14 protein-coding genes are annotated in these 12601 nt (G+C 47.8%); 5 read left to right on the forward strand and 9 right to left on the reverse strand.

From position 1 onward, the window contains the following. Nucleotides 1-199 precede the first annotated feature (199 nt). The 3 genes from ftsX to ftsY are packed head-to-tail and all read right to left on the reverse strand — an operon-like array spanning nt 200 to nt 3176. Nucleotides 200-1192, reverse strand: a complete 993-nt coding sequence (gene ftsX, locus B2X00_RS09040) for a permease-like cell division protein FtsX (protein ID WP_006953878.1) — start codon at nt 1190-1192, stop codon at nt 200-202. Beyond that, nucleotides 1189-1866 (reverse strand): cell division ATP-binding protein FtsE, encoded by a 678-nt coding sequence (ftsE, locus tag B2X00_RS09045; RefSeq protein WP_290487240.1) that lies wholly within the window; start codon nt 1864-1866, stop codon nt 1189-1191. The genes ftsX and ftsE overlap by 4 nt, the downstream gene beginning before the upstream one ends. Nucleotides 1867-1883: 17 nt before the next feature. Beyond that, complete coding sequence (ftsY, locus tag B2X00_RS09050) at nt 1884-3176, reverse strand: signal recognition particle-docking protein FtsY (RefSeq protein ID WP_290487241.1); 1293 nt, start codon at nt 3174-3176, stop codon at nt 1884-1886. 109 nt (nt 3177-3285) lie between these two features. Between ftsY and rsmD the strand changes: the two genes are divergently transcribed. Continuing rightward, nucleotides 3286-3885, forward strand: coding sequence for a 16S rRNA (guanine(966)-N(2))-methyltransferase RsmD (gene rsmD, locus B2X00_RS09055; protein WP_290487242.1), 600 nt, complete (start codon nt 3286-3288; stop codon nt 3883-3885). Further along, entirely contained in the window at nt 3882-4160 is a 279-nt protein-coding gene (locus tag B2X00_RS09060; protein WP_006953882.1) for a DUF1145 domain-containing protein, read from the forward strand. The genes rsmD and B2X00_RS09060 overlap by 4 nt, the downstream gene beginning before the upstream one ends. Here B2X00_RS09060 and B2X00_RS09065 read toward each other — a convergent pair. Continuing rightward, on the reverse strand, nt 4145-4756 hold the full coding sequence (locus B2X00_RS09065) for a YjaG family protein (RefSeq protein ID WP_290487243.1): 612 nt from the start codon (nt 4754-4756) through the stop codon (nt 4145-4147). The two genes, B2X00_RS09060 and B2X00_RS09065, sit on opposite strands and share 16 nt — an antisense overlap. Nucleotides 4757-4790: 34 nt before the next feature. Here B2X00_RS09065 and B2X00_RS09070 point away from each other — a divergent pair, with 34 nt between their 5' ends. Then, nucleotides 4791-5738 carry a threonine ammonia-lyase gene (locus B2X00_RS09070; protein ID WP_290487244.1) on the forward strand — a complete coding sequence of 316 codons (948 nt, stop codon included), beginning with the start codon at nt 4791-4793 and terminating at the stop codon, nt 5736-5738. On the opposite strand, the gene B2X00_RS09075 is transcribed toward B2X00_RS09070, so the two are convergent. The 4 genes from B2X00_RS09075 to B2X00_RS09090 form a co-directional block, all read right to left on the reverse strand. After that, nucleotides 5735-6157: a VOC family protein gene (locus tag B2X00_RS09075; protein ID WP_286682204.1), complete on the reverse strand. Its 423-nt coding sequence runs from the start codon at nt 6155-6157 to the stop codon at nt 5735-5737. The genes B2X00_RS09070 and B2X00_RS09075 overlap by 4 nt on opposite strands. Nucleotides 6158-6163: 6 nt before the next feature. Further along, on the reverse strand, nt 6164-6391 hold the full coding sequence (locus B2X00_RS09080) for a hypothetical protein (protein WP_006953888.1): 228 nt from the start codon (nt 6389-6391) through the stop codon (nt 6164-6166). Nucleotides 6392-6574: 183 nt separating this feature from the next. Continuing rightward, nucleotides 6575-7747, reverse strand: a complete 1173-nt coding sequence (locus tag B2X00_RS09085; protein ID WP_290487245.1) for a trans-sulfuration enzyme family protein — start codon at nt 7745-7747, stop codon at nt 6575-6577. Between the two features lie 12 nt (nt 7748-7759). Next, nucleotides 7760-8725, reverse strand: a complete 966-nt coding sequence (locus B2X00_RS09090) for a cysteine synthase A (protein ID WP_290487246.1) — start codon at nt 8723-8725, stop codon at nt 7760-7762. A gap of 118 nt (nt 8726-8843) precedes the next feature. Here B2X00_RS09090 and ltaE point away from each other — a divergent pair, with 118 nt between their 5' ends. After that, nucleotides 8844-9860, forward strand: coding sequence for a low-specificity L-threonine aldolase (ltaE, locus tag B2X00_RS09095; RefSeq protein ID WP_290487247.1), 1017 nt, complete (start codon nt 8844-8846; stop codon nt 9858-9860). Nucleotides 9861-9916: 56 nt separating this feature from the next. Beyond that, on the forward strand, nt 9917-11833 hold the full coding sequence (locus tag B2X00_RS09100) for a methyl-accepting chemotaxis protein (protein ID WP_290487248.1): 1917 nt from the start codon (nt 9917-9919) through the stop codon (nt 11831-11833). A 14-nt stretch (nt 11834-11847) separates the two neighbouring features. On the opposite strand, the gene B2X00_RS09105 is transcribed toward B2X00_RS09100, so the two are convergent. Next, nucleotides 11848-12555, reverse strand: coding sequence for a DUF5020 family protein (locus B2X00_RS09105; RefSeq protein WP_290487249.1), 708 nt, complete (start codon nt 12553-12555; stop codon nt 11848-11850). Nucleotides 12556-12601: the final 46 nt, after the last annotated feature.

The raw sequence follows: 12601 nt of genomic DNA on the forward strand, positions 1-12601 counted from the left end.
TTTAATTCAGTGCTCATTTAACAACCTCTAATTACTCACTACATGTATCGACTAGCATAGCCTATCCGTATGACCGTTTTTTTACACACAAGTTCCGTTCAGCGCAACAGGTCGTCATTGCTGGACCCGAAAAAACAATCGCCAAGAATCTCAGTATAACGCGCATGTTTGTCAACGCAAGTCTTGCGATCGTTTTCGATCATGCCTCGGGTTCGATACTTTTTATGTGCTTTCGCACCGCTAAAAAACTACCGATTAAACCCAGCGCAACGGCAACCAACCAGACCATTAACATCTCTCCGACAGTCAATCCTGAAAGCGAGAACTGTGACTGATATAATTCAGTTACATTGGTTACGGCAGAACCAATCCACCAGATCAATAACTGGGTTGCCAACCATGCAATCACACCGCCTGCCACACCATACCAAACACCGGTATACAGAAACGGCCGTTGAATGAATGCATCAGTGGCTCCGACGAGTTTCATAATCACGATTTCATCACGTTTACTGAGTATATTCAGTCGGATTGTATTGCTCACGATCAGAATGACAGAGATACATAAAAGCAGCGCTAATGCGGCCAATACATCCTGAATTAAATCAACAATCGCTTGCAGACGAGACAGCCAATCAACATCGAGTTTACCCATCTGCACTTCGCGAGCCTGTTGTAGTTCTTCAAGCAATGCCTGCGCCCGCGCAGGTGTGCGTGCTTGTTGCGCTGGTGTTACAACCAGTACATCGGGAAGCGGGTTACTGTCAAAATAATCCAATGTTTCACCAAAACCAGAAGTCGCTTTAAACTGCTCAAACCCTTCTTGTTTGGTAACCCACTGAACCGATTCGACGTCATTACGGATACTTATCTGCTGCTTTAATGTAGCAACCGATTGCTGGCTTGCATCGGTACGCAGAAACAAAGAAATTTCAGAGGCTTGCTGCCACTGTCCAGCAATTTGGGAGGTGTTTTTTACCATCACATAGAGTGCGCTAGGTAGCGTTAAGCTCAAACCAAGTACAGCAACAGTCATTAAGCTCGCAATAGGATTACGCCACAACTCCCCTAGACTACTGACCGCCTGTTGCAAATGATGCACCGGGATCATCAAAATACGCCGCCAAAACGGCAAGCTGGTTTGTTGTTGAGCACCTTTTTCGACGACTCGGTTGCGGAACAATAAGCTCATGCCGGTTGCTCCTCTAGGCCATCATTAATGAGCCGCCCTTCTTTTAAGGTCAACGTCCGATATTTTAACCGCGCAATGAGACCTAAATCATGCGTAGCAATGAGTACCGATACACCGACTTGGTTAAACTCCTCAAATAGCCGAATAATGTCCATTGAGAGCTTAGGGTCTAAATTACCCGTCGGTTCGTCTGCTAGTAATAGCGGTGGCTTTGTTACGATAGCGCGTGCAATACCGACACGCTGTTGTTCACCACCCGAGAGCATCATAGGAAAATGCCGGTATTTGTCGGCCAAGCCAACCTTTTCAAGGGCCGCAAGTACCCGCTTGCGTGCCTCCTGAACGCTGTAACCTTCAATGATCAAGGGGAGCGCGACGTTATCGAACACTGACTTGTCCATTAACAATCGGTGATCTTGAAATATCATACCGATATCGCGACGTACAAAAGGAACCTGTTTCGGCTTAATCGTATTGAGGTCATGGCCATTGATACGCACTCTACCAGCAGTCGGGCGCTCCATCACACTGATTAACTTGAGTAAGGTGCTTTTACCCGCGCCGGAGTGCCCTGTCAGAAACGCCATCTCGCCGGGTTTAACATGAAAATCAACATGACTGAGGGCTTGGTGACCCCCAGGATAGGTTTTACTGACTTGCTCGAAGCGTATCATAGTGTCTTAAGGTTGCTTTATTCTTGGTCTAGCTTACGGTCAAATAACGCCTGAATAAAGTCTCGCGCGATAAATGGTCGTAAATCATCTAATTGCTCGCCCACACCGATGTATCGAATAGGAATTTTAAATTCATCGGCTACGGCAAAAATCACACCGCCTTTAGCGGTACCATCCAATTTCGTCATTACAATTCCGCTCACTCCGACAGCTTCGGTGAACAGTTTGGCTTGCGAGATTGCATTTTGGCCAGTGCCCGCGTCTAACGTCAGCATCACTTCGTGTGGCGCTTGCGGATCCTGCTTTTTCATTACCCGCACAATTTTCTTTAGCTCTTCCATTAAATTCGATTTATTCTGCAAGCGGCCTGCTGTATCGGCAATCAGTACGTCGATACCCCGCGCTTTAGCGGCCTGCATCGCATCGAACAATACTGATGCACTATCAGAACCGGTCTGTTGTGCAATAACAGGAATTTCGTTGCGTTCGCCCCAGATCTGTAACTGTTCTACGGCAGCGGCGCGGAACGTGTCCCCGGCTGCGAGCATGACTGACTTGCCCTCACGTTTGAACTGTTTAGCGAGCTTACCAATGGTGGTGGTTTTACCCACTCCATTTACACCGGTCATCAAAATGACATACGGCGTTTTACTGGTATCAATCGCGAGCGGCTTATCGACCGGCTCGAGCAAGGCTTCCATCTGCTCTTGCAGCAATTCATATAGTGCTTCGGCATCTTTAAGTTGTTTGCGATCCGCTTGTTGCGTCAGATTATCGATGATTTTTGTGGTCGTTTTTACGCCTAAATCAGCCATTAATAATTGAGTTTCAAGTTCTTCAAACAGATCGTCATCGATCTTCTTACCTTTAAAGACGCCGAATAAGCCCGAACCAATACTGCCCGATGTCCGCTTGAGTCCCTCGGTCAGGCGAGCCCAAAGCCCCTTCTTCTTAGCGGGTGCCGCTTCGGGTGTTGATTCAACTTCAGGTTCTATTGCTGGAGCGGCTTCAGGCTCGGGCTCAGGCTCAGGCTCAGGCTCAATGTTAGACTCAGATCTTGTCCCCTCTGCAGAGACAACCTCAGGTTCTGGGTCGAGCTCAGGTTCGGGTTCAGACTGCTTAGGAGGTTCCGGCTCGACCTCAGGTAACGGCTTTCCTGCGGCAGAATCGGCCGTCACTTGCGCACAGTCTTCCGTTGCATCAGCATCACGTGGGGTCGACTGCTGCTCTTGCTCATCTTGTTTTATTTCTTTCTCATCTTGTTTCGACGATTTATTGCGTCGAAACATAGAAAACAAACCTTTTGCCATAATTGAATACCTTGGAACTACAACCATTAAATCGTTAAACTAGTGATAGTTTACCACGCTGTAGCGAAACTGACGACGCACCCAGATAATTAACCAGGCCAATTATATTGTGAGAAAACAAAGCAACAAGAAAACAGGAGAGTTGCGCCTTATTGCCGGGCAATGGCGCGGGCGCAAGCTGCCCATACTAACAGCCGAGGGGCTTCGCCCTACCACGGACCGCGTACGAGAGACGTTATTTAATTGGCTGCAATTTGATATTCAAGGCGCTCAGGTTGTCGATTTGTTTGCTGGCAGCGGTAGCTTAGGCTTTGAAGCCGCATCGAGAGGCGCCCAACAGGTAACTCTGATAGAAATGGACAAGGCGGCGGCGCGGCAATTGAATCAAAATGTCAGTCGCTTATCGGCACCACAAATTAATGTGATACAACAAAGCGCGCTCGATTGGCTAAACGCGGAGTCAACTCAACCCACTAAACTAGACATCGTATTTATCGATCCACCGTTTAATAAATCACTCGTCAGTCCGACGCTTGAAGCGCTGAAACGAGGTGAGTGGTTACATTCGGACTCGCTGATTTATGTCGAAAGTGAGCACAACTTGCCGCCTGAAGTCTTCAATGACTTTGATATCCTCCGAGAGAAGCATCACGGTCAAGTCAGCTTTAGGTTGCTCACTCCATCAACTGAAGAGACAACACACGTATGAATATGATTTTACTTCTCGGCAAAGCGATTTTTGCCATTATATGGATTGCTTTGCTTGCGCTTTTATCGGGTTTAGTCGTCGACATGAGCACCCAAGCTTATGGTCTGATTGCTATGTTACTCGGCGTACTTGTGATTATGCATTTGTTATTGCTGGGGATTTTTGTTGCCACGATGAAAGCTCAGCTCCCTTGGAAAAAGGGAGATGGCTGGCAGATTCTTATCTTCGGCATTTTCGGATGGCTAACGATCTACGCACGTCAGTCTGATGACTGATTCACTTCAAGGCCGATGTTAGAAATACCTTCATCGGCCACCATTTGCTTCAGCTGATTAACCAGTGCCTTAGTGACGGTTGGTTGCGCTTCGAGGTAATTGAGCATCGCCTGCTGCATTTCAACTTCATACTGATACAGCTCGTGTTGATTAACCACCTCTCGTAACTGCTCGGCGGGCACCTCATCGGCAATATTGAGCTCTATGAATTTAGCCACCGAGGCTTGTGATACTTTTGCCACATCGACAAAGTTTTTTGCGTCTTTATCAAGCACGCCCTGTAGCAAGGTGCTGATAGCAGTACAGGCATCCATCGCAGGATAAACTCCGAGCATGTCATGACCGTATTCACTCGGCGTCACTTCATCGACTTTCTCTTGCCAACGCTCTGCGTTGATTTTGCTGTGTTTAGGATTTGCATGACGGTCCCATAGCGCGTTGAGTGCACCACGTAACGGTTTGAGTTCACCGAACCCCGTGAGCTGATGAAAAAATTCATAATTTGGCAGCATCCGCTCGCACAGATACAATGCAAACAATGATTGTTTTTCGGTTTCCATCGCGCGGATGCGTTGAAACGTATTTAATTGACCCACAAGCAATCCTCGTTTTCGCTGAAGGACCCGTATTATGCCTAAAATAAGCTTGCCTCGCTACGATGACATTGTATTAGCTGCCAATCGCTTGGAAGGTTTTATTAAGCACACACCGGTGCTCACATGTTCGGAGCTCAATGATGCCCTTGACTGTGAGGTTTTCTTTAAGTGCGAAAACCTTCAGAAATCCGGGGCGTTTAAGTATCGCGGCGCCAGCAATGCCTTGCTATCTCTGTCAGAGCAACAGCGTAAAGCCGGTGTATTTACCGTATCATCCGGTAATCACGGTGCAGCGCTAGGCTATGCTGGAGCACGTTTAGGCATCTCCGTTACGGTCGCGGTGCCCAATAACGCGCCTGCTATAAAACGCAACAATATTGAAGCCAGCGGTGCCACAATAGTCACGATAGAGCCGGGTATGGAAGCGCGAGAGCGGTTCGCAGCAGAACGAGCGCATACCGGTGAGACATTTATTCCACCCTACGATCACCCCGATATTATCGCGGGACAAGGGACGGCTACGCTGGAGCTACTCAAACAAGTTGAAGATTTAGACGCTGTCATCACCCCTTTAGGTGGCGGCGGCCTGCTTGCAGGCGCCTGCCTAGCGGCACGAGGACTCGAAGTTTATGGCGCTGAACCGGTGCTCGCTAATGATGGGTTTGAGTCACTCAGCACGGGTATCCGGCAACCCGCTAAACCACCTCGTAGTATTTGCGATGGCTTACTGACGCAATTGGGTGAATATAATTTCGAAATATTAAAACGCCACGTAAGTGCTGTGCTTGTCGTTGAAGATAAAGACACAAAAGCGGCCATGGAACTGATCTGGCAGCGTCTTAAAATCATTATAGAACCATCCTCAGCGATCACGCTGGCGGCGCTGAAGCAAGAGCGAAGTCGATTCGCCGGGAAACGGGTTGGGATTATATTAAGTGGTGGGAATATCGCGGCCGAGCCCAGTCAGCCGCTCAAGGTTTAAGTTGCGAAGATATCGTCATCGCTTTTGAACGTTTTGAATTCAAGCGCGTTGCCGCAGTAATCGTAGAAAAACATCGTGCCTTGCTCGCCCGGTTTGCCTTGAAAACGAATATAAGGCTCGATGACAAACTCAATATCAGAGTCAGCAATCTTACGCGCCACATCGTCCCAATCTTCGCGTAATAACACGACACCGAAGTGAGGCACGGGCACATTGTGACCATCGACGCCGCTGTGGTTTTTAACACCCGCTATTTCAGGTGCCACATGCGTCACAAATTGATGACCAAAGAAGTTCCAGTCGATCCAATCGTCACTACTACGACCTTGTTCCAGCCCCAGGATCTCACCATAGAACTTGCGGGCGTTGTCGAGGGACTTTACGGGTAAGGCTAAATGAAACGGACGTACTGCTGACATTGGCAATTACATCCGTGCTTGAGGTTCGTGAATAGACTGACGCATCGCTGGAGAACGCTTCCACATGCGGTGCCCGATCGCTGCAAGCAACAGACCCCAGTTAAGTGGAGGAATAAACCCTGCGGTCAATACCGCTAATAAACTCCAAAGCGGTTTAGATTGATACTGACCGACTAAGCCGTAAAACAATAACGCGGCTACGAGTCCCTGAAGTAACAGTAGGCTCAATAGCATAATTCTTTCCTTCTTTAGCGAACATTTTTGTCACTGCAAACTGCAGTTTTTTGTTATTCCTAAGCCTAATCAATTATGACGAAACTGTAAAATAATGTATAAACCACTGATTTATATATAAAAAAACCGGTCTCGCGACCGGTTTTTAAGTTGTATAGCTTTACTTTTAATCGATAATATCGTTTAGAACGCGTTTAAAGCCGCATCGAGATCGGCTTTAAGATCGTCCAGATCTTCAATACCCACCGACACACGAACAAAGTTGTCTAAGATACCTAGTTTCTCACGATTTTCTTTGGGTACTGAAGCATGTGTCATAATCGCAGGGTGTTCGATTAACGATTCAACCCCACCTAAACTTTCTGCCAACGCAAAGATTTCGACCGACTCTAAGAACTTACGAGCAGCTGCCAAATCGCCTTTCAGTAAAATTGAGATCATGCCGCCAAAACCGGACATCTGACGCTTCGCAAGCGCGTGTTGTGGATGGCTTTCAAGACCTGGGTAGATCACCTTCTCGACTTTCGGATGTTGCTCGAGCCATTGCGCCAACTCGAGCGCTGCTTGGTTGTGATGACGCATACGCAGCGCTAACGTTTTAACACCACGGAGCGCTAAATAGGAGTCAAACGGACCCGCAACAGCACCGACCGAATTTTGCAAGAATAGCATCTGTTCGACTAGGTCTTGGTTATCACCTACAACGGCGATACCACCCACCATATCGGAGTGACCATTTAGATACTTAGTCGCCGAGTGCATAACGATATCAGCACCGAGCTCAATCGGGCGTTGATTGAAAGGCGTCGCAAAGGTGTTATCCACTACCACGATGATGTCTGGGTTGTGTGCCTTTGCGGTTTTCACAATGGCTTCAATATCAACCAGTTTCAACATAGGGTTGCTGGGTGTTTCAACCCAAATCATACGTGTTTCTGAGGTCAGCGCCTGTTCGACTTGCTTAATGTCGGCAAGGTCAACGTATGAGAACTTAAGTCCCGCTGAACGCCCACGTACCTTATCGAACAAACGGAAACTGCCACCGTATAAGTCATCCATAGCGACCACGTGATCGCCACTATCAAGCAACTCTAAAATTGTAGAGGTCGCCGCCATGCCCGAAGCAAAGGCAAGACCTTGTGTGCCCCCTTCCAAATTCGCGACGGCGCGCTCCCATGCGAAACGCGTTGGATTGTGCGAACGAGAATACTCAAAGCCTTTATGTTCGCCCGGACTCTCTTGCGCATAGGTTGAGCTGGTAAAAATCGGAGGCATGACAGCCCCGGTAACCGGCTCGGGTGACTGACCACCATGAATGGTGCGTGTCGCAAATTTCATTGGTTTATTTGATGCCATTATTACAACTCCTTACAGCAAATTATTTTCACGCATCCACTCATCGTTGAATAACTTCGATAAGTAGCGATTACCCGTATCACACGCAAGTGTCACCACTTGCTTTTTCTCGGTTTGATCTTGGCAATAACGCACTGCAGCAGCGATTAAGGTGCCGCTCGAAGAGCCCACCATAACACCCTCTTTCTCAAGCACCTGACGCGCCATCTGCATACCTTCTTTATCTGAAATCGCGTAGGCTTTATTGGCTAATTCAATTTCGCAGATTTTTGGAACGAAATCCTCGCCAATACCCTCGGCCAACCAGCTGCCCGCTTCGACATGCTCTCCACGATTCACTAATGGTTCCAAAATTGAGCCAGTAGGATCGGCAAGCACTAAATCAACATCGGACTTTTGCTCACGGAGATAGCGCCCAATACCTGTTAAGGTGCCGCCTGAACCGACACCACAAACGAAGGCATCAATGTCGCCATCCGTTTGTTGCCAAATCTCTGGACCCGTGGTTTTGTAATGCGCTTCTACGTTGGCAGGGTTTTCAAATTGGTTTACATAGAACCAGCCGTTTTCTTCGGCTAAGCGAGCGGCCATATCTTGGTAGTATTCAGGGTGACCTTTTTGTACATCTGAGCGAGTCTGTTTGACAGTCGCCCCCATCGCACGCAAATTGTTGACTTTCTCTTGGCTCATTTTATCAGGCATTACGATCATCAAGGGGTAGCCCTTACTCGCCGCAACTAACGCCAAGCCCAAGCCTGTATTGCCTGCAGTCGCCTCGATGATGGTATCGCCTGGCTTCAATTTGCCATCACGCTCAGCCGCATTAATCATCTCAACGGCGATGCGGTCCTTGATAGACCCACCCGGGTTTTGCAGCTCTAACTTAAGATACAAATCGCAGGGACCTGTATCGATGTTGTTCACTTTTACCAACGGCGTGTTGCCGATCATTTCCAATACGTTGTCATATACTTTCATATCGCGTCGCTTTTTCTCATCTGTTCAATGCGGTTCATTATCCCTATACTTTGACCACTTAACAACCACCGCCTTAGAACGCTTTGTTCAAAACAATAACTAGTTAAGCGAGACGCAAATGGATTTAAGAAGCGATACAGTGACCCAGCCAACATCTGCCATGCGTGATGCGATGATTCGTGCTGATGTGGGTGACGATGTGTATGGTGAAGATGCCACAATTAACGCGTTAGAGCAGCGCGTTGCCCAGTGGTTAGGTAAAGAGGATGCGCTTTTCTGCAGTTCCGGCACACAAAGTAACTTATTAGGTTTGCTCAGTCATTGTCGTAACGGTGAAGAATATATCGTGGGTCAGGAATATCACACCTATCGCTATGAGGCAGGCGGCGCTGCGGTGCTCGGAGGCATCGTGCCACAAACCATCGAAGTCGAAGCCGATGGTACTCTGTCTTTAGACACTATCGCCGAACGCATCAAGCCAAATGATCCTCATTTTCCAATTACCCGACTACTCGCATTTGAGAACACGCATGCCGGTCAGGTGATTTCTCAAGACTACTTCGACCAAGCGCGTACCCTCGCTGAACAGCACGATTTAAAGATGCACCTCGACGGCGCTCGATTAGTTAACGCAATGGCAGCAACCCAGTTGACTGCCGCCGAGCTAGCTGCACCATTCGATTCTGTCTCAGTGTGCTGCTCGAAAGGTTTAGGCGCTCCGGTTGGCTCGTTACTTGTCGGTCCAACCGATTATATTGCACGCGCAAGACGCTGGCGTAAGATGGTCGGAGGCGGAATGCGCCAAGCCGGCATTTTGGCAGCCGCTATTGATCACGCTTTAGATCATCATATTGAACGTATTCAGGAGGATCATGAGAACGCCAAATGGCTTGCGGTTGCCCTTCAAAAAGCCTGTGTTAATACACATATTGGTGTGAGTGATGCACGCACAAATATGGTGTATTTGACCTTGCCTTCAGTAGAATTTGCTGGCTCTCTCCAGCGGTTTATGGAGAAAAATAAAGTAAAAATAGGCGCGGCAAAAAAATTGAGGTTAGTCACTCATTTAGATATTACACGACGCGACCTTGAGCGCTTTGCAGAGCTTTTTGAAGAGTTTCTAAAAACACAATAGACTAAAGCGCGACTTAAACTAGCCGATAAACCCTTCATAAGCTGAGGAGGGTTCACATGCGTTTACAGTCAAAATTAACTTTGGGCATCGCTATTGCGATGATGACCTTGTTGGTCATCAATCTCACGATAACCGGCTTGATGATATCAACGATGCTCAATAAACGCGTGATTGAGCAAGAATTACCCGCCACACTCGGCGAAGTAAGAGGCGAGATTGGAGCGCTCATTAGTCAGCCAATTCAAGCATCGACCGCCTTAGCTCAGAACACTTTTCTTATTGAAGCACTGGAAAATGGTGAATCTCAGGAGTCACAACAAGCTATCGTTAATCATCTCGACTCAGTGCTCAATAATAATCAGGCAAGCGCTGCCTTCTTAGTATCCGACTTGAGCAGTAACTATTACACCGCCGATGGTCTACTTAAACAAGTCAGCCAAAGCAACGACCGTGATCAATGGTTTTATAACTTTTTAAATGGCAATCATTCTGTTGAGCTCAATTTCGATGTTGATGAGAATACCGGTATTCCGACGATTTTTGTCAATGTCAAAGTCGTTAATGGCGATCGCGTCGTCGCCGTTGCGGGTATTGGTAAGTCGCTAGAAAAGCTGACTCAGGCCATCACTGATTATAAGGTGGGTGAAAATGGAACTGCGTATTTGGTCAACCAGCAGGGTAACATCCAAATTCATTCAAGTTTAACGCAGCAAGTTGCACTGGCTAACGTGGTCGGTGACGCCGTCGCAAATGAATTACTCAAACCGGGTGAGTTCCATCATTCGATTACCGAGCGCAACGGTGAATCGTTCATCGTTGCAAGTACTGAGCTCCCCAATACCCAATGGCGCATCATTGTTGAACTCCCCGAGCAAGAGGTTTTCGGGGAGCTTTATACCACGCTCGTGACGCTAATTATTGTTTCGCTATTAGTTGGCGCGTCATTCGTGCTAGCCATGGCATTTTATGCGCGACGTATCGTAAAGCCCATCAAACATGTTGCACAACGGCTCACCTCGATGGCTCAGGAGGGCGGTGATTTGACCCAACGTCTTGAGGTGGCAACCAATGATGAATTAGGCGAATTAGCATCGGGCTTTAATGCGTTTGTTAATAACCTCGGGAATATCATTGATACGGTGCGTCAAACTAACGAGCAGCTTAATCTCAAAGTGGACGAAATCGACCGTTCAATGTCGCAAATTAATCGACTGTCCAGTGATCAAGAAGATAAAACCGACCAAGTGGCTGTGGCGATGAGTGAAATGGAAACCACAGTTAAAGAAATTGCCCATAATGCCAATGAAACAGCAACGGGGGCAGCAACAGCGAATGAGAGCACACAACAAAATCGCACTAAGTTACAACAGGCTGAGCAGCGCATGCAATCGCTTTCCAATGAGATCGACCATGCCTCTCAGACGGTGTCTGAATTGGCTGATAAGGTACAGGGCATATCATCCGTTATCGAAACCATTGAGGCGATTTCAGAGCAAACTAATTTACTTGCGCTCAATGCGGCGATTGAGTCTGCTCGCGCGGGTGAAGCCGGACGTGGGTTTGCGGTCGTCGCAGATGAGGTGCGTACTCTCGCACGCAAAACGAATGAATCCACAGAGCGCGTGCGCGAACAAATGGCTGAACTACGGCAATCGGCTGCGGATGCCGTCAAACGCATGCAGCACAGTCGAGGTGATGCACTCTCTACCAGTGAGCACGTGGCCGATTCGGCCAGCCAGCTTATGTCGTTAGTGGCGTTGATCCAACAAACCGCAGATATGAGCACGCAGATTGCCACAGCGACTGAACAGCAGGCCTCTGTCAGCCAAGATGTGGCGAAAAACATTCAGTCGATTGCAGACTTCTCACGCGAAGTCAGTGCGGCTGTGGGCACCAGTCATAGTGATTGCCAACACATGAACGAGATGGCTCGCCACCTCGCCGAGTTACTCTCACAATTTAAAACACGCTAATAATTCAAGTGGCACTAGAAGTGCCACTTAACCAGTAAATTCGGATTATGTTCGTTAACACCATCAATATAGAATTTATTGCGCCAGTACACATATTCGACACCGATATACAGCGGCGAGTCGAGATTAAAATACGGCGCTAAATCCAGTTTGAGCTGTGAGGTAAAGTTCAAATTAGCAGGCCCCACACCTGAGATACCTGAAGCATAGTCGATAAAGCCGTCGTACAACCATTGCGTATCGGCGATGGCAAAGCGCGCTCCCCACGATGCGGTTAGTTGGTAGTTGTTAGGTAATCCGTCATTATTACGCTTATAAGCATCAAGCTCTAAAAAATCAAAGCCTGGAACATCAAATGCCACGCCTAAACCGTAAAGATAGTGAGTAAATCCATCTCCCACTTCTGCTGTACCCGATACGCTAAGGTTTTTAATCCAGCTATTTTCGAATTCAGCAATATAGTACTCAGGCGAAATTTCGATGTAGGTTTCCTTAAACCCATCACTCGATTCTAACCGGTCGGCAAAACTAAATAGTTTGCCCCAGTCATAACCCGCAACATACTCGAAGGTCAAAACCTGTCGGTCAGGATCGCCGACTTCATAGTGATGGCCATCTAAATAAGTCAGGCTCGCGTCCGACCAATATTGTTCTGCGGATACCTTGCTTGTGGTTAAACCCAACAGTGCAAGGCTCGCTATCGAGATAAGATTGCGCGACATAGTGCTCATTTCCGTTCTAACTAAAGGCGACTTAAAACAAGCCGCG

This window comes from Idiomarina sp. UBA3162, from assembly GCF_002364475.1.
Classification (GTDB): Bacteria; Pseudomonadota; Gammaproteobacteria; order Enterobacterales; family Alteromonadaceae; genus Idiomarina.